Genomic DNA, 22116 nt, shown 5'->3' on the forward strand with positions numbered 1-22116 from the left:
CACGCATCAAACTCAACAAATTATATCCAGCAATATAAATGTGACAGACTACTAGAAGTCTGGGCTGGTAATGTTGTCTTTTCAACCGATAACCAATACATTGCTGCGGCTCGTAATGGAGAGGGAATGGTTTATCTCTGGGCTGCTGAAACCGGAAAACTAAGTGCAACGTTATCACCTGATCCTGAAATCACCACAGGGCTGATTAGGGTTGTCCCCCGTCCACTCTGTTTTTCTTCTGATGGGCAGATGCTTGCTTGTGTAAGCGCGATAAACACAGACGGTACGACAGTCGGCACCTCGGATTTCATCTCAGTATGGGATGTGAAGAGTGGCAAACAGATTGCCACTCTCAAAGGGCCTACGGCAGTTGTGCATGCCCTCGATTTCTCACCTTGTGGGCAGTTGCTTGCCGCTGGCGATGCAGATGGGATTTTACACGAGTGGGATATTGCCACCGAAAAACAGGTTCAAATGTCCTCTAAATATGCTGAAAAACCTCGAGAGACGTATGTCCCTTTACCGGTGGTCATCCCTGCCTATTCGCCATCAGGTGTCCTGCACAACATTGCGAGGAGTCAAAGTAAAACGCGAATCACCTTATGGAATGTGGAACGCTCTGAAAAATTGAACACGCTCAAACACCATCAAGACATCCGGAACATCTACTTTGCAAAGGGCATCACTTGGAATAGAGATTCCCAAAAACCAATTGTGGTTTTTACAAGTGTCAGGGACATCAACGTGTGGACTTTGGATAAACCAAATTCTATTGTTACGACTTCTATTGATACTGACAGTGTAGAATCTGTTGCATTCTCACCGGATGGACAAACACTCGCCAGTGTTAGTCGCGGCGGTTTTTCCACCTGTTGGGAGGTTGCCAAAAAACAGGTACGGCAGCAGCATCTTCCAGCAAAAGTGCATACGCATTTCTTCTTACCCAATGGAAATATACACGCATTGGGCAGCATCGAAAACAGGGTCTACATCTGGGATGTTGAAACCAGCGAAAGAATTGCTACCCTTTCAGAACATTCAAAAAAGGTAAATACCGCCGCGTATTCATACATAAGCAAGGTTTGGGCGACCGGCGATATAGCGGGAAACTTATATGTGTCAGACGGAAAGGGAAAACAGATAACTTTGTCCGGACATAGGAATTCAATAGAATCTCTGGCTTTCTCACCGAATGGTAGTCAACTGGTGAGTGCGTCAGGAGACAAAACGGTGCGCGTATGGGACATTCCATCTGGCAAAAAAGTCGCCTCGCTCCCATTAAACCAGTTAGATCCAGAATGGTATCTTGGTAACTCACATCAAAAACAGCGTCTTAGGAAAACACAACGTGCTAGGTCCGAAAGAGGAGATACAACACAGCCGCCTGTTGAAATTAAAGCTATCGCTTTTTCGCCTCGCGGGGACATCATTGCTGGTGGCTTAATTTGGGAGATTCGGTTATGGGATGCCGCCACCTATGACATCCGCGCGGCGATCCTTCTACCAAGGGAATGTCGGTGTCCGTATGCGTTGGCATTTTCACCGTGTGGTAGGTATCTTGCCTCCGGCTCCTGGTGGGCTGGAACAGAGAAAGTGTCCATTCGGTTATGGGACATCGCCACTTGTGAAAATATCCACACGTTCTGGGGTCATCCCACCGATGTTCAAGATCTCGCCTTTTCACCGGATGGTGCGCTTTTGGCGAGTGGAAGTGCTGATGGTACCATCCTGCTCTGGGATATGAAACCTTATTTGTAAAGTAATCGTGCCTTTTGCTGTTCGTATCGCGCTGTTAGTTCTCTTTTTAATTTTCATGGGTATCACTTTCGGAGTGTATCCTACTATACGGGCAGCACGGATGACACCCATTGACGCACTCCGAACGGATGCATAGGCGTGTCTAAATTGCTTTCAAACCTGAGATTGGAAGGGTGGAAAATTGGAAGGGTGGAAGATTAGAAAGGGAAGTTTTTTCGGTTACGCAACTCAAAAACATAAGGAGGCTCCTCCTCGGTTGGCAATACGCCTTCCGATTGTAATCAACACAATGAACTTTTACCAAAAAATCCTTTTATGTGCCATTGTGCTACTTGCCTGTTGGATACGCGTCCAAGGCGTATCCAGACTTCCCGATGGGCAGTTCACCTCTAACGATGCCTATCTCTTCGCTTCACAAGCACAAGAGATTGCCGAGCACGGAGTCCTCTCCGCACGCGATATGCAGCGTTGGCTGCCACACGGCAGAGATAACGGACAGATATTTCCACTCTACGCCTACGCCATCGCCTACACCCACAAAGCCATCGGTTGGGTGTCTCCAAAACTCACGCTTTATCATATCCAAGTCTATATCTCCGCTATCTGTTTCACACTCGGACTCGGTGTGTTGTGTTTCTTCCTTGCTCGCGTCTACGGTGTCACCTTCGCAGCAATTGCTGCGCTCCTTCTGGCAACGCTGCCGGGGAGTATAGAACGGAGCGCGGCGGGTTTTGGCGACAGGGATGCATGGTGCTGGATGCTCGGCATATTTGCCGTCATCAGTTATCTCTGGAAAGAAGGTATGGCACCTGGGCGACGTAGATGGATTGCGACCGCGATCGCTGGCTTTACCGTTTTCTTGGGTGGGCTGAGCTGGGAAGGCTTCGGGTTTTTCGTTCTGATGATTGTCGGGATAGAACTCTGGAAATTCTGTAGCACGGACACGGAACACGATCCAACTATGGACGGAAACCGAACGGAGTCTGCTTATTACCTTAAAGTGAACGGAAACCGAACGGAGTCTGCCTACTACCTTAAAGAATATCTCCTTTGGATGCTGATGTTCGTTCCGTGGCTTTATCTCATCAGTCCTGCCTATCGAAGCGGGTCGGGTTTCTCAACGCATGTCGCCTCGCTGATGCTACTTCCACCCCTGATGGTCTTTGTCCTACGCGGGGTTCGGTATCTGCTTCTCAAGTACGTTGAACAACTTCGTCCACATCCCCGAAAACTCGCGTGGGGACTAACGCTGTTGAGCATTACTGTGGGAGTCGGGTATATCTTCATGCAAGCCGGTACCTTTGCTGAGACAGCCTACCCATTCCGTGAAAGTCAACTCATGCAGGGTATCGGAGAATTAGGAGACCCGAATTTCAGATATTGGGCAGGGCGATACGGGGCAGTGTTTGTGTTAGGGAGCCTTGGCTTGATAACTACCTGCTTGTACTTGTGGAAGTGGAAGAGCCTCCCTCTGGTCATCTCACTTGTGCTGTTTGTTGGCACAACTTTCTTTCGCACGCAGGTCAACGGGTGGATAAGTGAGGACACGTGCAATACGTTATTCTTCATTTCGTTAGGGTTAACAGTTCTATCAATCGGTATTGCCTGCCTCCAAAAAGAGATAACAGAAAATGAGTTGGTGACACTCGCGATGCTCACATGGTTTCTTTTATGGGTGGGACTCGCGCGCGGCGGCAAACGGCACGACTTCTTTATCGGGCTGCCGATCGCTTATGGCACCGCGTGGCTCCTCTATTTTTCTCCTGTACATCTCATACAGAGACTCAAGGACGTAAAGATTCTTTATCCATCCGTTAGGGAAAAATGGGCGACTGCTACCTTTGCTATTATTGTGTTGGTCCCCGTTCTTTTTTGGACACCGATCGGCGGACATGCGAACAGGTCTATTCACGCTGCTGCACGCATGCGCCCACCTATCCCAGGACAAAATAGCAGGTCAGAGGCGTTTAAATGGATGCACGATACGCTTCCCAGAGAATCCGTGATTGCAGCAAATTGGGACTATGGCACACAACTCAATGTTCTCAGCGGTGTCAGGACTGTTGTTGATTCCGACCATTTTCTGCCGCACTGGATACACCTCTATTACCGACACGTCTTCAGCGCACAAGACACACGCGAGGCACTTGGATTTCTCAAAACACACAACGCCACGCATCTGATGCTAACGGAACGGGGTGTGACATCCAGTGCTCGGAGATATTCAAGCATGGGTAGCGATGAAAACGCTAATAGGCAGTTTGAACTCTATCAACTGACGCGAACGGAGACACCTATTGGTAAGCCCTACCGCATGCAACCGCGGGGGACAGGTACACCGTTAGACTTCATTGAAATCATCCGTACCACACCTGACACATTATCTATCACCGCGCACTTTAAAGACGAAAATGAGGGAGTCGATGTAGGAGAGTTGGAAAAAATCTTGCCAGATATAACGGTAGAAAGAACTGTTAACACTCCGACTTCTCAAATATCGGTGGATATTGAAAAGGGTGGACTCGTTTTGGACTTTGACGCTGAAAGCCGTTTGAACAGAACCTATTACATCCCGCCGATAGGTTGGAACAGTCTTGCTGTCAAGTTGTTCCTGCGCGGTGAGCACACGGATATCTTTGTCCCTGTTTATTCGACAGATGACAGTGCCGCGAAAGACATCAAAGTGTGGGAGATTCGCTATCCGCCTGATATACAGACTGATGAGAAATATCTGGCAACGGAGCCAGAGGTAGCGGGTAAAAAGTGAGAATAATGTTTCAAAGAGGCGAGGATACAATCCTCGCCAGCAGCAGTACGGACATTAATTAATATTGCCACCGATTTTGGAATTGGGTGACCATGGCTTCGGGTGCGCCGTGTTGTGCTAAGAAGTCCAAAAATGCTTGGTAAAGCCGACGCGCTTCTGCTGTGTCCGATTCAAATCGGTTATTCATCTGTTCGGGATCGGAAGGTAAATGGAACAATTGCTTCGGTGCTCCCTTGTTTTCTAAAAGCAAAGACCAAGTGCCATCGGTGATGTTACCGTGTGGACTTCCGCCGTCAGGGCTCCATCCACCGACCCACGCACCGTGCGTCACAGTATATTCACGTCCTGTGTCGGTATCTCCCATAATAATTGGGAGAAGACTGTTGCCTTCCACTTGTGCCCCTCGGTCTGCGCCGAATACGTCAATGACAGTGGGCGGGATATCGACGATACTCGCAAGCGCATCCGTCCGACGCGGGGTCGCCTCTGGATGATAAACCAGCAGCGGAATGTGGATAATCTCTTCATACATGCTAAGATTCTTGGCGAGCAGTCCGTGTTCACCCAATAGGAAGCCGTGATCCGCCATGAAAATCACCATCGTGTTTTCCATCAAGCCCATGTAGTCAATTTTCCGAAGAAGCTGCCCGATCCAATTGTCAACCAGCGATGCTTCTGCCCGGTAGAGCGCGTTGAGACGTTCCGTCTCGCGTTCATTCATCGGATTTGGACCGTAGGGTGGATAGATCGGTTCCGGTCCGTCGTAATCGCTCGAATCGAAACGCTTTAGATACCATTCGGGTGCATCCCACGGTTCGTGCGGATCGAAGGTGTCTACCATCAAGTAGAAGTTTTCGTGCTGATAGTTCCGCTCTAACCAATCGCAAGCCGTCTGCACAGTCTGTGCGACGAAGGTATCCGCCTCTGTCTGCCGAAAGTCGGTATTTCTAATGTGGTTGCCGAGTCCAGAGGGTAACTTATTCGGATGGGTTCGTGTATACTCACGATACCGCAATGAATCCTGTGATTCATAATCGTAAGGATGGGTTTCTAAGCAATCGCCTTCCTGCCCGCGAATCCATTTCCACCCGGTGAACCCACGATTGTAAAAAAAGCCGTTGTTGATATGGTGGGGTGTATCTGCAATCATCATGCTGACAACACCCGCGTTCGTTAAATCGGTTGCGATGACCGGTACATCTCGTTTGAGGGGCTCCCATCCGCGTCGACAGATGCCGACCTGACCTGTCACCAAATCTCCTCGGATCGGCACAGTTGGATAACTACATACATACGCCTTGTCGAAAATGACACATTTTTCTGCGAAAGCGTTTAGGGACGGGGTGTACCCTTTGCCTCCATAGAGAGTGAGGTTATCGCGTCGAAACGTGTCTGAAATAATGTGGATGATGTTCATTTAATATCTCCATTGGAATTGGGCGATGAAACTCATTTATACCAAACGTTGGACAATTTTAAGATGCTTCTGAGCGGACTCTATCTTTTGTTATATAGGAGGCCAACAGTCTCCTATGCTACGATGCCACAGGCTAACGGTTTCCTATGCTACAATTTGTCCAAAGTTTAGTATATTATACACCGTCTTCAGTTTCTGATGTATTCTTTTCCCGGGCAGCCATCTGCACGACAGCTGGCAACAACCCATAAATGCCCCAAAAAGGAACACCAATGGCATCGCCGTTCAGGAGGTTGTTCACCGTGAAATGCACCATAAGCGAAATTTCTGCTGCCATCAACCCAATAACAATAGCACGGTAGAAACCATCGCTTAGCGTTTCGAGTGCACGGAAGCCGTAGCGCAAGAAGGCAAAATTCAGCCAGACCCACACGACTAACCCAACGATCCCCAATTCCGCCATAACCTGAAGATATTCGCTATGTGCACCGAGTTGATATTGCGCTGTATAACTCCCTACAAGCGCGACATCCTCTTCATACAGCATCGCAAATGCCCCATAGCCCTTCCCCAAAATAGGGTTTTCAACGAACATCACGAATGCCTGTCCCCACCGCAGGAGGCGCGCCCGGTTTGAAGCATAGCTGAGATCCACCGTGGACGAAATCCGTTCAACAAAGATGTTATAGATACTGGGTAAACTCAGACAGGCTAATAAGATGAGACACGCCGCGCCAACAAACAGAACCTTTTTATGTGTGACACCTCGTCCGAGTTGCAACAGCATAAAGCCGAGCGCGACAATAACAGAGAGCCAAACGCCGCGTGAAAAGCACATGAGGAGTCCTACACCGAAGCAGGCGAACCATACCGTCCATAACACGCGATCGTACTGACCATTGTCAAAGAGGAAGCGACTGAGGCACACAAGAAAGAAAAGTGCGGTGAATGCCCCGTAGACAGAGTAATTCGTAAACGGCGCGCTCCGATAAGCACTCGTCCACTGCCATGCATCAATGTGATAGACTAAGACAATAACTGTCCAAATAACGGCAACCGCTGCAGATGGAAAACTCGCAATAAAAAGTCGTTTCAGTGTAGTCCTATTTTGAACTACAGTGTACACGACGACACTAAACAGCACGTAAACTGTCGCCCGGAGTGTCCCTTTAAGTGTGCCAAACAGATCCGGTGTGTTGATTGCCGAGAGGAACATAACGAAGATATATAAGCAGATTGGTAAGAAAAAAGGGAAGGTGTTTTCCGGTTTATCCTTCTGGAGTGTCCGGTCAATTATTTTTCGCACACAATAAACGGCGGCAAGCATGCCTAATAGGGGTTCTGTCGGTGTTTGAATCTCAAAAAGACGACCGGGGAGAATGTAGCGAAATGAAAACGGTAGGGCAATCAACAGCAGATAAACTGCAATCTCCATGCCGAGGAAGACGAAAGCCCCCGTTGCGATCAATAAGCAGAGAAACAGGAGTGGTGTGTCCGAATAACCGCCGATAACGCAGCCGAACACGAGACAGACAACAAAGGGGAAAAATCGTTTGCCATGCTTTAAGAACATTCCTGAAGTGGTTATCGGTTTGTTAGTTATTAGTGGTCAGGCATAGTAAAGCCCACAATTACTTGGATTCCGACAGTGGGCGAGGTTACAAACCTCGCCAGCGGTTTGCGGACTGACAACCGATAACTGACGACTATTTTCTAAAATTTCATTTTGACACCCAGTCCGACAGCAGTCCCGTCTAAAATTACGTCAAGCGGGGTATCGCCTGTTGTTTCCACCGTTTTAAGTATCCGTTTCAACTCAAAGCTGAGTGAAAGATTATGGTCCCATTGGAAGAGTTCTGCCCCGATGAAGGCAAACCCGGTCGCACCTGAAGAACCGTCATCGAAACTGATGCCCTGCTGTTCAACCAAATCGACTGCACTACCGCTAAAACTCGCTCCTAAAAAGCCGATACCGCCGCCCACATAGATCGGTAGATATTCCGACAGAAGGACGGGACGATAGATAAACTGATAGGAAATTGGGATAAGGGTTGTAGAGAGATTTGCCGAGACAGGTGATGGGAGGTCAAGTTCCATCCGCCAATAGCCAAGTTCTAAACGTGAATCCAACGCCGGGCTATGTTCAAATACAACCGAAAACGTAGGTAACATTGCCCCTGGAACGTGCGATACCCCAACGCTCTGAAGGATATCAACCAAACCGCCTAACTCCGGTTTGTATGAAAATAGAGAGAGTTGGAAAGATGGGAATTGAAGGTACTCCGCTAAAAAATCTCGGACAGGTGATGGACGTAAGGGTTGCACATCAGTGGTATCCGCAAGTGTTAGACAGGGAATCAACAACAGAAGCAAGAAACTGGCAAATACCAAACGCATAACGATAATGTCCTTATCCGACCTGTACTATGACAACGATAGGCGGGTTCAGTGACCCGCCTCAACGTTGATACGACAATACTTGGGCTGCGTGCATTGGGTCAGGGGAACTCAGATAACTGCGACCCAATGAATCGTCAGGAATTAATGTGGGTGTTTATGACTATTTACGTTCAGGAACCAGAATGATTTCGGCTCGGCGATTCATAGCTCTGCCTGCAGCGGTATTCTGCGGGGCAACAGGATCGGTGTGTGCCTTACCAATTGTCTCAATTCTACCGGCATCAATCCCTTTCGATTGTAGATACTTTGAAGCGGAGTTCGCGCGTGCCTGTGAGAGATCCCAATTGCTTCTGTAACTTCCGCGCAGTACTGGCATGCCATCAGCGTGTCCAATAACCATGACTTTAGCATCTGAAGCTTCCATGAGCTGTTCAACGATACCATCAATTGTCTGTTTCGCGTCGCTGTCTAACGAGGTTCGTCCACTGGCGAAAGTGACGGTAGCCAGCGTTGTCGGCATTGAGGAGACTTCTTCCACCACCATTGACAATCCTTCCTCTATAGCCATCACTTTGGACGCGAGCTGATTTATCGCTTCATTTTGCGCCTTGTCGGTATCTTCAACAGCCATGAGCTGTTTTTGGACTTTTGCGTTTTCGCTTTTCGCGAAATCCATCGACTTCTGCCCTTGCATATCAATAGCCTTCGTCAGGTCGGCGCGGAGCTGCGCGTCCTGTTCTTTGGCTTTTTGTTCGGCAGCAGCCATAGTGTCAGCATCACCTTGCTGAGAAACGGCAATCGCCTCGTCCTTCGCTCTGGAGATTGCTTCTGTCGCATCTTTATTATTCTGATCGACTTTGCCCTCTAACATCGTGATTTTGTTTGACACGTCAGAATTGGTCTGCTCCATCTTCGAGACATGTTCATTCTTCCACATTTCAAACTCTTCCTGATTCAACTTACCGCAGCTACTCATAACAAGCGCAACGCCAAGAAGAGCGATAATTGTGAAAGCGGTTCTACTTAACATGGATTCCTCCTAAGTTTTAAACAACAATTTAGGGCATTGCTTGTGAACCGGTTTAAGGAGCCGGTCTTCAAGTTACGCCAAAAAAATTAATATACTTTATTTTCCACGGAATTCTTCTTAAATCCCGCCTTAAACGCATGTATGCAAACGCAATAACTAACTTACCCACGCAGAAAACAGTTTTTCAATGCCCGAAACTGCCTTGCGAACTTGTAAAATATGGGAAACCTGTAAGCAATTTATTCTCACAGGTACTTCTAATATCAATTATATCACTTTTCCGTAAAAAAAGTCAAAAGTTTTTTCACGTCCGCCTGAACAACGGGATTAGATTTCAAAACACCCTTGATTTTTGATGTGAGATGCGGTAAAATTCAGTACGCACGCTTCTCAGAAACCGGCGCTGATAGACGTATCGTTTAAGCACACCGAAATCACTGACTATGAATCAAGGATTATTGACGGTATGGGACAGATAAGCATTATCTTAATCACAGGACTACTCTTTCTTTTCTACTTTGAACCGCCGCAAGAAAGCACAAATGTCAGCGACATGCAGGTGGTTCTCTGGACAATTGTATTGACAGGTCTCCCTGTGCTCATCACATGCTTTGTGACCTCGTACGTCGCGCGAACCTTTTCTGCAAACAAAGAGGAAAACCTACCGAAACTTTATTCTTTACGACGCTTCATGGTTGTTTTCGAGTGTATTAGCTTAGCAGCGTATCTATGTAATCTATATCTATTGAATTTGCCTGCCCTGATTAATAAACACTTCGCATTCTTCCCGATGGAAAATCTACGCCAAATGCTCGCTTTGCTCCCGCTCCTGATTGGGCTCATCTGTATTCGGCTCGTGTTTTACCGGGTGAACCAATACCAACAAGGACACTATCGAGAAGTTGCCACGCTTCAATTCAAGTTTCTGCTCTTTCCGCTGCTGCCGATGTTTATTTACCTTATGACAATGGACGCTGTTTATTGGCTCCCGTATTCCGCGAAACTGTTCATTGTCGAACACCCGTACGTTCTGATCGGATTGATTTTACCCGTGATCGCATCCGCCTATGTTCTTGCCCCCTTACTCATGCAGTTTCTATGGAAAACCAAACCGTTGGCGGCGGGTTCAGCCCTGAAGGAAAAATTGGATCTGCTAACAAAACAGAGTGGTCTAAAATACCGGGATATTGTCGTGTGGCAAACAGGTTCACTGTCAATAGCCAACGCTGCAGTTGCGGGGACCTTTCCGTGGAACCGCCGAATTTTTCTGACAGATGCACTCCTTGAGTATTTTACAGATGAAGAGATCGAAACTGTGGTCGCTCATGAACTCGGACATATCCGCTACAGACACATTCCGACATACATGCTCTTTGCGCTCTTTTATCTGTTGAGTTATTGGTTTTTCTATGTCCTTGTTGAGGCACCGTTAGTCGCGCACTTCGGAGAATCACAAATTTTGCCAACGTTATGTTCGTTAGTTTTTCTAATCGTTTATTTCGTTTTCATCTTCCGATACTTGTCAAGACGTTGCGAACATCAGGCAGACCTATATGCGGCTTCGCTCACGAAGAAGCCGGAAGCATTCAAAAACGCCTTGATGAAACTCGCTGTGCTAAATTCAGTGCCAAAATCGATTCGAAGGTTTTTTGAAATCTTCAACACACACCCGTCTATTCACCGACGGATTGATTTCATCAACCAATGGATAGCGCACAACTTAGCAATTCAACGCTATAAAAGTTATCTACTTGAAGTCAAAATCTTAATCGTCTTGCTTCCAATATTTGGCATTCTCGCATTGTACGTCGCAAAGGTATTTTAATAACGTGAGGCGTGACGATTTGAAGATTGCTCCGCCGGTAAACGCTTCAATCGGAAGTCTACCGCTGTGTAGGGGCGAGGTTGCCTCGTTCCTACACAGTTGGGGTTTCCGCCCTTGTATCATCTTCAATCGCAAACTGTAGCCGCTCCACTATTCGGTATAATGGCAATTCATATTTTTCTTGAAGACGACGCTTTTCATCAGCAATGTGGAAAGCGACAAGCAGGGGAACCCTTTGCTCGTCAAAACCCTTTCTGAGATAGGACTCAACTAAACTTTTGACATAGTCAACGAGTTCGTTAATGGCTTCCGCTGTCAACTCCTCAGTTGGTTTGATGGTATAAGGTGTTCCGAGTATAACGAAGCGAATCGGCTTAGATTCTTGTTGTTCCATTATATTGTTATTGACCCCTTTCGTATTTTATTTAAGGGTTAGCAGTTGTCAGTTATCAGAATTGATCCTACGCGGTAAGTCCGGTGTGTAAACGTATCATAGATGTCAATTTTAGAAGAAAATGACAGCCTCGGTCCCAGGTCCGGTAAGCACAGTTTGAAACTGCACCGAATTTTAGGCACATACTTTGTATCGCCTAAAACCTTTTAGTCCGGTAGGAACGATATGTTTATAGTGCCTGATGCATTGTCTCCGTACACGGCGCGACCCCCGTCCATTTCTCAAAAGCGATCGCCCCCTGATGCACTAACATCCCGATGCCGCCAAGGGTTTGGCATCCGCGCTCGGCGGCGGCTTGCATCAAGGGTGTCACCGGAGGCGTATACACAATGTCGTAAACGATAGTATTCGGTTGAAGCCAATCGGCAGAAACCAGCAGAGGGATGTTTGTATCCATACTTGCTGTCGCCGTATTAATGAGAAGTGCGCTTTGAGCGACAGCAACAGGCAATCGAGTATCTGTAAGTCCCATTCCGTGCATGGAAACACCTGTCTTTTGACACATCTCTTCCGCTAAGGAAACGGCTTTTTCCACCGTACGATTGGCGATTGTAATTGATGCCACACCGGCAAGTGCCAATGCAACGACGACGGCTCTCGCGGCACCACCGGCTCCTAAGACGACAACACCTTCATCAACCGGTACAGACATGTCGCCACTCTCTTCCAGTGCCCTTAAGACTCCTGGAGCATCCGTATTATCGCCGTGTATACCTTCATCAGTAAAGGTGAGTGTGTTCACAGCACCGATAAGTTCCGCTTCCCGCGAGATGGACGTAAGGGACGGAATGACTGCCCGTTTATGGGGAAGTGTTACATTAATGCCAACGACGTTAATAGCTTTAAATCCAGCGATCGCCTGTGCCAAATCATCAGGACGGACATGAAAGGGGACGTATACATAATCAAGTCCTGCCTTAGCAAAGGCGGCGTTGTGCATCTGAGGTGAACGGCTGTGTTCAACCGGGTCACCAATAACGCCGACAACGCGGGTATGTCCTGTCAGTAAGTGTCGTGTGTGCATTGTTTTAATGGCTTTTGACGTAATGGCTGTCAGCCATCGGCAATCGGTTTCCAGAGACTCTTGTATGAAGGTATGCGCATTTTGCGTGCCACATACTGATGGTTTCCGATAGCCGACGGCTATCTCCCAAGTAGTTCTTCAACTGTCTGTTTCGCCACTTCCATTTTCGGATAGCGAATTTCTCGATAACCGCGGACTTCCTCCACACACTCTAATGCGTGGAGATGTTTTTTGTATGCTTCCGCATCGGTTGGTGCGAAGGTGTCAATCACACGGGTAATATACCACTCTCGGAATTCCTTTTCCTTCGCGTGCCATTTGGAGAGCCATCGTCTTAGAAACTTCATCCGTTTCATTAAGTTTAGTTGCCAGTTACGTGCGTCAATATCTGCCTCAAAGTCAAGTCCCATGACAGTGAAATGCGGTCGATTGAGATGGACATATTTAATCTTGTCGCCGTTTTTCGTATCAATCTTGTATAATTCCTTGTCGCGCGCTAACTTTTCTTCGCTCGTTAGCAAGTGTGCGACGTAAACCTCATCCTTAATCAGCATCACCTTATGAAGATACCTAACCGCTGCCTTTGTGGCGCGATAGTTGTAGGTTTCTGAATCACGGGCATTAACCTGTTTTATCTTTTCAACATATCGCCGCGCATAATTTATATCCTCGAACTGAACAAGATCGTATATATAGAGGGCTAACAGCCGATGGATGTCATCGGCATTAATGCTCAATGTCTCCACAATTTCGTCAACGAGTGCCACATACTTCTGTGATAAACGCTTTCCACCGCGTTTTCGTTCCAAAATTTGTCGTTTTGACTTGAGCATTTCGGCGTAAGTCCCTGACGCGCCTACGGTGGACTCAGACAGTTCAAGAGCAAGACGACGACCAACAGTGAATGCCTTCATGTTGGTATCCAAATCAGCGTGCGGTACCATCTGTTTGAGTGCCAATTGGAGTGGTTCCAATTCAACAGGTATCAACTGTCGTTGGAAGGCAGTACCGAGGAGCATCATGTTCGCATACAACTTATTGCCAAACAATTCCTCAGAGATCGCAAATAAATCAACGCCGAAATATGCGTCGGCGTTGGTATGTGTCTGAAGTGCTTCTTCAAGTGTGTCCGGGTCGAAATCGTCCTTACCGATAAGGGTGGATATCGTTTCAGTTTTCGCGGTATTCACCATAGCAGCGGTTCGATCAGGTGATGCGACACGGAAAAGCGATTGTGCTGTGATACCGCGGACTGCCTCTAAAATATCAAGCCCCAACAGAAGATCCGCCTTGCCATACGGAATCATCGGGGAAGCGTGAACATCGGGTTGGGCATAAGTGATGTGTGTATAGACACCACCGTTGCGAATCGCCAATCCTTTCCTGTCACAGAACGCCACATTGTAGCCTTGCAGATACCCCGCAACGACGAGAACTTTTGAAATCGTCCCAATACCCATACCACCGACCCCTGCAGCGTACATGTTCCAGTCCCGCTCAAACGTTAATGGTGGTGGCGGTGGTAAAGGTTCATCGCTCAAAAGTTTTCGATTACCGGATGCGATCACTTGCTCCTGAGGGGGACGCTTACGCGTTACGATAACCTCTTCAAAAGCAGGACACGCGTATTTAATCCTTGCACAGGCACCATCAGAAACGCAATTTGATTGATCAATGGCGATCTTCTCACCGTAATCGGTATCAACAATTTTTAGACCGGGACATCCCGTCGCAGTGGTGCATTCTCGACAAAATTCGCAGACTTCAGGGGTTATGTTGATATGCTTTTCATATTTAAGGAAACCGTCTTTGGCTATCGTTTTTCGCTGTTCACGACGGATACGACGATGATAGGTAATAGCGCACTCTTTATCAGCAATGACAATTTTGACCCCCGGTTTGAGAATCGTTTTTTCCAGATATTTTTTGTAGTTGACCCGGTCTTCGGGGTTGGTGCGCACAATGTCTATTTCAGAATCGCCAACGAGTCCTTGGGCAACTTCCTCGATGTCCTGTGCAAACGTCGGGTTGCCGAGGAGATCCAGTTCACCAGCAGGGGTCGGTTGGTGCCCTGTCATTGCTGTCGTTTGGTTGTCTAAAATGATGTAGGCAATGTCTTGATTGTTTTTGATTGAATCCGAAATCGCTGCCATTCCACCGTGAAAAAAGGTTGAATCCCCCATGAAGACAACCTGTTTATTTTCGATAAACGGATCGATGCCAGCACCTGACCCACCCCCTAAAGCCATCGCGGAGAGGTTGTGCATCAAACGAGGAAACGGTTCATATTTGAGCATCGAATAGCAACCAATATCCCCATGAAAGACGAGATCTACCGGACCTAAATCGTGATGCTTCTTCATATAATCCGCATCCATAAATTGCTCTGTGATTTCAAGAAAGACGCTCGAAGAATCACGGTGGGGACAGCCGGGACAGAAGGTAGGTGTGCGTTGCGGAATGTCAATTTGCTGTTCAGACACCTGCTTTTGGAGTGCCTCTTCACGCTCGAAGTGTTCCAAATCCACAGGCGTGCCATTTGCGCTAAAGCGGTGTTTGAGCAGTGGAATGAGTTTCTGAATGAGAATAGAGGCATCTAAACCGGAAACTGTCGGGATTCCTGCCAGATCGTCGGGAAATTGTTTTCCCCAGACGTTTACATACCGCTTAAGATCTCCATTCTGATAGGCATGGGTGAGGAGTGCTTTGATTTCGTTTTCTAAGAGCGGACGTTTCTCTTCAACGACGTATATCTCGTCAACTTTTTCAGCGAACTCCATGACCCTGTCCGCATCAATCGGATGGGTCATACCGAGTTTGAGAATAGGGATGTCGCCGTATAGGTTCAATTCTCCAAGTGCATGGAGGAGGCAGCTGTGTGCCAAGCCTGCACTGACAAATCCGAGGGCGTGACGCTTTTTGCTTGACGTTCCGTCTACAAACTGAATTTCGTTGAGTCCGAGATCTCTTGCCATCTCAAGAGCAGTGGGAAACCGTTCCCTCAACGTCTCCGTCTCAATCTGAGCAGTATGCGGCGGTAAGACAACCCGCTTATCGGCATTAATGAGTTGGGTATCCAAGTTAACCTGCTTCAAACCGGTAATATCAGGATAAATGTTCGGTTGAAGTTCAACGTTACCACCACCGCTCGCTTGATTTTCAGTTGTTAAATAGCAAACATAGAGGTCGGCTGCAGCGGAAATTTGGAAGGCGCAGTTAATCCAATCTTTGAGTTCCTGAAATGTACTCGGTTCAATAAGCGGCGTATAGACATGCCGTGCGAGAAATCGGGAATCGGCAGGGACTTGCGTGCTGTGGGACCACGTATCATCACCGACAACTACAACAGCACCACCGGTTGTGCCTGCGAGATTGCTAATCGCCAATGCATCAGATGCAACATGGAAGCCGACACTCTTCATAAACGTAATCGCCCGGACATCCGCCATCTGCGAACCGTTGAGACGTGCAATACTCAACGCCTCATTATTGGCTATCTGAGCGACAATGCCGTTAGTTTTTAACAACTCCGCATTGCGTTGAAGTATGTCAAAGACTTCAGCAATAGGAGAGCCGGGATAACCTGTAAGCAGACTGACCCCACTCTCCAAGGCACCCTTGACTAACAATTCACACCCAGTATAGACATGCGTCCCGCTGGCTTGTGTAAACCTTTCATCCATTTCTTTTTAGTTATCAGTTGTCAGTTGTCGTAGGGGTTGGGAATGTAATACAAGGAATGGATTTGGTCTATTCAAAGACCAAATCCCCCAACCTGTGCGGACGAGGTGATCTCGCCCCTACAAAAACCGAGAACCGATGACTCCTCCGCTGATAACTATTCCACTGACAACAACTCACGGGCATGGGCAAGCCCTATTTCGGTTTCTTTGCCGCCGTGCATTCGGGCGATCTCGTTAACCTGTTCTTCTGCTGTCAGCGGTTTTGCTGTAATTAGCGTGCGTTCGCCGACGACATCTTTATCGACTCGGAAATGGCTATCGGCAAAACGGGCAATCTGCGGGAGATGCGTAATACAGATAACTTGTGCAAATTCTGAAAGTTCCTTCAACTTCTTGCCGACGACATCCGCAACCTTGCCGCCGATGCCGCTATCAACTTCGTCAAAAAGCAGTGTCGGAACCTCATCAACCTGAACCAGTACTGTTTTTAACGCAAGCATAATGCGTGAAATTTCACCGCCTGACGCAATTCTGGCAATTGGACGTGCTTCGGAACCGACATTTGGTGCAATCAAGAACTCAACATCGTCCATTCCGTCGGAACGGAACGCATAGCGTTTCCCATCTATCTGAAATGGCCCGCGTTCGTCAGGTATATGCTGGACGGCTGCCTGAAACTCTGCCTTATCCATGCCGAGTGTCCGCAGTTCCTTCTCAATCCGTTCTGAAAGATGCTTCGCGACGTGAAGCCGTTTCGCAGAGAGCGCAGTAGATAAACGCTGCGCTTCTTGGATCGTTTTGTGAATTTCCTCTTGAAGCGCGCCCTGCTTCTCAGAACCGAGTTGTAGGGTCTCCAATTTCTGCTCGGCTTCGGCGTGGTAGGCTAATATCTCTGGAATAGAATTGCCATAACGCCGTTTGAGCTTCCCAATCAACGCCAACCGGTCCGTAATCTCTTCCAACCGCATCGGGTTGGATTCCACGGACTCTGCATAGTGACGGACCTGTAATGCAATGTCTTCCAATTCATAGAGTGATGATTCCAACCGATCTTGCAATTCAGAGAGGCTGTCATCAAATTCCGACAACTTTGTAAGTTCTTTCGCGGCAGCTTTTAAGCGTTCAACGGGACTACCAAAACCAGCTCCCCCATCGTCATCAAGTTGTCGATACGCAATGTTCGCCGAGTCACGCAATGCCTCTGCGTTTTTGAGGATCCGAGATTCATCCGCCAGTCTTTCGTCCTCACCTTCCTCCAGATTTGCTGAGGTGAGTTCTTTAATCTCAAACTCAAGGAGTTCCTTTTCCCGTTCCGATGCTTTCAACGTCTCTGTGAGAGCGGCTGCTTCTTGTTGCGAGGCTCGCAGCTGCGTGTATACTTTTCCAACGTGTTGACGCGCCTCACTGCTGCCCCCGAAATCGTCCAAAAGTTTGAGATGCGTCTGCGTCCTGAACAACGATTGATGTTCATGTTGGCCATGGATGTCAACAAGTAATGTACCGAGTGCTTGCAACTGCTTTAAATTCACCAAACGCCCGTTGACAAGGCAGCGGCTCCTACCGCTCGCCGTAATTCGTCTGGAGAGAATCACGACATCCGATGGATCTAATACGTCGCTCAAAGCGTCTGCCAATAAGGGATCATCAGTCTCATTCTGTGCCGTGTGCCAGATTGGATGCTTATCGTCAGGGGCGACACTCACCTCGACCTCTGCAAAATTGGCACCTTCGCGCACAACGTCGGCAGAGGCTCTCTCACCTAACACCAATCCGATCGACTTGAGGATGACTGACTTACCAGCACCCGTCTCACCGGTGAAAATATTCAATCCCGGCGCGAGTTCTAAGTCAAGTTCATCTATGAGGGCAATGTTGCGGATAGAGAGTGTTTCAATCATTATAGTTATCAGTTGTCAGTTGTCGGTAGCCATCAGTAGTCAGCCATCAGCAGTCAGGAGGTTGTCGTCTACAGGATGCTTTCTCAAGCAAGCAGATTGTCGCGCGACACAACACTGAAAACCGATTGCTGATAGCCGACGGCTATCTCTCTATGTGTGTTTGATTCTTTCACCCAACATTAGTTTTTCGCGCAAGGCTCTGTAGTAACTATGGTGTTGTGACCGTATCAGTTGAATTGTCCGTTCTGCTCTCTCCACTTTTATGACAGCACCTGCGGTGAGACTGTGTGTCTCCCGTTGACCGTCTACGAAAACATCTACATTCTGATATGCGGCGCGCATCTTAACGGTTATCTCCGCATTGCCATCTGCGATAAATGGACGCACCGTTAAACTATGTGGCGCAATCGGCGTTAGCAGAATCGCCTCCAATTGTGGTGAAATGATAGTGCCAGCACACGAAAGCGAATAGCCGGTCGAACCGCTCGGCGTTGCGATGATTAACCCATCGGCGTTATACGGTATAAAGAGTTCCCCATCAACATACGCATCTAATTCTATGAGACGTGTATAGTGCCGAATGACAACGTCGTTGAGTGCAAAAGCCCGAAAGGGTTGTGGAAACCCTTGCCTATCCACAACCACTTCTAACATCATCCGGTGTTCTACTCGATACGCTCCTGCCAAGGTCGCCTTCAAAGTCGGATAGAGTTCATCAAGGGAGGCGTCCGTCAGAAACCCAAGTGTCCCGATATTGATCGCCAAGATAGGCACATTTTCAATCTGTGGCGTATGGGCTGCGCTCAACAGTGTCCCGTCTCCACCAAGAACGAGAATCACATCTGCCTGTTCTACCATCGCCGTTTTGGAGATACCAGTTTGAGGATGCCCTAATTCAACGGCTTGTTCCTTGGGTAGAAGTGGCGTAATACCGCGCTCCTTCAGCCATACAGACACACCTTCGACGACACCCGCTGCGTTCTCTTTGGTGGTATTGACAAATAAGCCGACGTTTTTTATTTTTTTCATTTTTTTAATGGGTCGCCAAGCGTGAATGAAAGCATTTTGTATGATAATGTTTTTTGATTAAGTTCCGCCTGCCGCCGTTGTTGGCAGGCTACCAGCATTGATTTTCCACTTTGCTAATTCTCCAAACGGGTAAACAGAAAAATCACACCACAACCGATCAGAAAAGCCCCCATCGTAATCAGTAGATTCATGTCGAGGTGCGGTAAGATGTGGGCGGTATCTATCCGTTCCCCATCAACCATCGCAAATTCGCGAAAGGGCCATAACCCGTAAAGTGAACCGACCATCAAACCGATGAGAAAGGCGATCGTCAGGTTCCGGTAACGTTCCAGTAGATAGTTGAGTAACCGTGTGAATGCGAGAAGCCCGAACAAGCACCCAATCGCGGCGAAACCGAGTATCAGTAAACTTCCTAACATCGATTGGGATAAAACGCCTCTGAGTAATTTCGGCACACCCTCTATTAGCGTATTTATCGCCGTTAAGAGCGGAAAATAGACCCCCAATGCGAGCATCAGGAAAGAACCACTGATGCCGGGTAGAATCATCGCTGAGACAGCCAATGCCCCGCTTCCAAAAAAGAGTCCAAGTTCCCAATATGTTGGAAATCCAGTTGCGCTTTCGGCAGGACTCTCCATTGCTGCCGCGTCTCCCGACTTATACGCAACCCGCTCCAACTGTTTTTCACCCATACCGAGAGACAAGCCTAATATCAGCGCAACGGCAATTAACAGGACAATCGATTCCTTGACCCCAAACCCTTTCAGCATTCGCGCCGGTATCAGAATGGATGTCAAAATCAACCCGCTAAAGAAACCGTAAGTCGCATCGTGCTGATTGTTCAGCAGATAGACAATCAGTTTTGACGTAAGCAACAAGGCAGCGATCGCGCCAATTCCTAACAGTGCCAGAAAGCCGAAATCGATACGGCGAAGTTCGTCTCCTGCTTCCGTGAAGGCATGTTTCTTTAGTCGGACGACCCCAAGCAATTTTTTAACCGTTGAAAATCCGATACGCCGTAATGCGCCGATGAGTCGTTCATAGATGCCCAAAACGAGTGCGAGGGTCCCGCCACTCATGCCGGGGATAATATTAGCAATGCCTATCAGAAAACCGTTAACAAAAAGCCGGAGTGAATTCATGTATTATATTAGTTGTCAGTTACCAGTTATTAGTTGTCAGTTAAGAGGTGCTTTGGTTCGTCAAAACTCTCGTTTAACTGAAAACCAATAACGCATGCCCCTCGTCCGACTCTTTATAAACTCCGAAGTAACAATTTTGTAAAGAGCCATATCTCTCGAAGCGGTTTAATATGGCTGACTTCATCACCATACCGTGTTTGAATTGGTAAACTCTCAATCCGAAATCCGAGTCGTCCAGCTTTTATCAGAAGCTCGGATTCCGTTTCATAACGCTCGGTCTCCAGATGAACTTGCCGCAAAACATCAGCACGAATAAGCCGATACCCCGATTGGAAATCCGGTACCTGTTGCCCACACAACTTGGAGCCGACATAAGAAATTAGGCGGTTATTGACACGTCTATGAAACGGCATCAACACCCGCGAGTCACGCTTTGTCCTTACCCCGATGAGTATATCGGGACGTGTGTTATGAAAGTGTTCCAAAAAGCGCGGTATATCCGCGGGTTCATGCTGGCGATCACTGTCCATCGTGAATATTAATTCATAGCCGTGCGCGAGGGCATAAGCGAAGCCTTTTCGTAAGGCACTACCCTTACCGCAATTTGTAATGTTTGACAAACAGACAGCACCAGACGTTATCGCAATCTCACCTGTTTCATCTGACGAACCGTCGTCAATGACAACAATTTCGCTGATAAATTCAGATGATTCCTGAATTATCGCCCCAATTGTTTTGGATTCATTGTAAGCCGGTAGCAGCAGACATGTTTTCATATTTTTTAATTAGTATACTACAGAAGCGATTTTCTGTCAAACGATTATGTGCATCGGGGTGTATAAATATTTTGGCAGCGATTCGTCCGTTGATGCGGTTTATCAAATATATTAAAGCCTCTCGGATCGGGAGAAGAATTTTCTGCCCCTACAAAAACCCTTACGATCGCGTCTCAGACCGCATCGCGACTGATGTGTCTGTCCATTTCGGATAATCGAGAATTCTTCTCCTTTCTTCTCCTAAATCGTTGTTTCTGTGCCGAGTTGATTGATGAAAAGTCTCGTCAAGGCAGATAGATATATTGCTTGGGGAGACTTTTATGAGTCTCGCCGCCGGGTTGTGTGAACCATTCCTTGTCCTTTTTTGAAATTTTCAGCGTTTTCATTTTTTATCTCTTTAGATTTTCTGAGGCGTTGGGCATAATAACTATAAAAGTTTAGTTTCGATGAGAAGTGTTTGAAGAATCGTGTCCAGTCTCATATCCTACGATGCATGCCATAGGAAACCAACAGCCTATGCTACTATGACACAGTCTAACAACCTATGCTACAAAAGGAACATAGGAAACTAACGGTCTCATATCCTACGAAATGATCATCTTAAAATTGTCCTAACTTTAGTAGGTTATTATAGCATATCTATCAACATTAGTAAAGTTAAAATAAATTTAGTTGTTAAGTTGGGTTTTTTGGCTTCAATGCGTTTTCTGGTTTCATGGGCGTTTTTCTATTCCGTTCAATCTAATCTGAATGTCAAAATATTTACAGGACTTACGCAAATTGAGAAAATATCGGACATTCAGACGCAAAAAATCGATAATTTCCGTATTGAAACCCCCTAAATCCCCCTTATCAGGGGGACTTTAAAAGGGAATGCGTAAGTCCTAATTTATATACCCTTATGTGAGATTCC

At 47.4% G+C, this 22116-nt stretch carries 14 protein-coding genes; 3 read left to right on the plus strand and 11 right to left on the minus strand.

What is annotated here, in order from left to right; translation table 11 throughout:
- A partial coding sequence (locus OXH39_16255; GenBank protein MCY3552014.1) for a WD40 repeat domain-containing protein occupies positions 1–1758 on the plus strand: 1758 nt, incomplete at its 5' end.
- A gap of 256 nt (positions 1759–2014) precedes the next feature.
- Positions 2015–4525, plus strand: coding sequence for a hypothetical protein (locus OXH39_16260; protein MCY3552015.1), 2511 nt, complete (start codon positions 2015–2017; stop codon positions 4523–4525).
- A 58-nt stretch (positions 4526–4583) separates the two neighbouring features.
- Here OXH39_16260 and OXH39_16265 read toward each other — a convergent pair whose 3' ends face one another.
- From OXH39_16265 to OXH39_16280, 4 genes are all read right to left on the minus strand, one after another.
- A complete protein-coding gene (locus OXH39_16265) occupies positions 4584–5942 on the minus strand; it encodes a sulfatase (protein MCY3552016.1) in 1359 nt (452 codons plus the stop codon).
- Between the two features lie 175 nt (positions 5943–6117).
- Complete coding sequence (locus OXH39_16270) at positions 6118–7515, minus strand: O-antigen ligase family protein (protein MCY3552017.1); 1398 nt, start codon at positions 7513–7515, stop codon at positions 6118–6120.
- A 140-nt stretch (positions 7516–7655) separates the two neighbouring features.
- Positions 7656–8339, minus strand: coding sequence for a hypothetical protein (locus tag OXH39_16275; protein ID MCY3552018.1), 684 nt, complete (start codon positions 8337–8339; stop codon positions 7656–7658).
- 163 nt (positions 8340–8502) lie between these two features.
- Entirely contained in the window at positions 8503–9372 is an 870-nt protein-coding gene (locus tag OXH39_16280) for an OmpA family protein (protein MCY3552019.1), read from the minus strand.
- Between the two features lie 466 nt (positions 9373–9838).
- Between OXH39_16280 and OXH39_16285 the strand changes: the two genes are divergently transcribed.
- Positions 9839–11197, plus strand: coding sequence for a M48 family metallopeptidase (locus OXH39_16285; GenBank protein ID MCY3552020.1), 1359 nt, complete (start codon positions 9839–9841; stop codon positions 11195–11197).
- Positions 11198–11288: 91 nt separating this feature from the next.
- On the opposite strand, the gene OXH39_16290 is transcribed toward OXH39_16285, so the two are convergent.
- The 7 genes from OXH39_16290 to OXH39_16320 all read right to left on the minus strand — a co-directional run bounded on the left by OXH39_16290 (position 11289) and on the right by OXH39_16320 (position 21203).
- The gene (locus tag OXH39_16290) at positions 11289–11591 is read right to left on the minus strand and encodes a cell division protein ZapA (GenBank protein MCY3552021.1); all 303 of its coding nucleotides are present in this window, start codon (positions 11589–11591) and stop codon (positions 11289–11291) included.
- Positions 11592–11820: 229 nt separating this feature from the next.
- Positions 11821–12675, minus strand: a complete 855-nt coding sequence (locus OXH39_16295) for a shikimate dehydrogenase (GenBank protein MCY3552022.1) — start codon at positions 12673–12675, stop codon at positions 11821–11823.
- Between the two features lie 119 nt (positions 12676–12794).
- Complete coding sequence (locus OXH39_16300; protein ID MCY3552023.1) at positions 12795–16358, minus strand: 2-oxoacid:acceptor oxidoreductase family protein; 3564 nt, start codon at positions 16356–16358, stop codon at positions 12795–12797.
- A gap of 155 nt (positions 16359–16513) precedes the next feature.
- Positions 16514–18256, minus strand: coding sequence for a DNA repair protein RecN (gene recN / locus OXH39_16305; protein MCY3552024.1), 1743 nt, complete (start codon positions 18254–18256; stop codon positions 16514–16516).
- 150 nt (positions 18257–18406) lie between these two features.
- The gene (locus OXH39_16310) at positions 18407–19285 is read right to left on the minus strand and encodes an NAD(+)/NADH kinase (protein ID MCY3552025.1); all 879 of its coding nucleotides are present in this window, start codon (positions 19283–19285) and stop codon (positions 18407–18409) included.
- A gap of 113 nt (positions 19286–19398) precedes the next feature.
- The gene (locus OXH39_16315; protein MCY3552026.1) at positions 19399–20427 is read right to left on the minus strand and encodes a DUF368 domain-containing protein; all 1029 of its coding nucleotides are present in this window, start codon (positions 20425–20427) and stop codon (positions 19399–19401) included.
- A gap of 113 nt (positions 20428–20540) precedes the next feature.
- Positions 20541–21203: a glycosyltransferase family 2 protein gene (locus tag OXH39_16320; protein ID MCY3552027.1), complete on the minus strand. Its 663-nt coding sequence runs from the start codon at positions 21201–21203 to the stop codon at positions 20541–20543.
- Positions 21204–22116 lie beyond the last annotated feature (913 nt).

Source organism: Candidatus Poribacteria bacterium, from assembly GCA_026702755.1.
Taxonomy (GTDB): Bacteria; Poribacteria; WGA-4E; order WGA-4E; family WGA-3G; genus WGA-3G.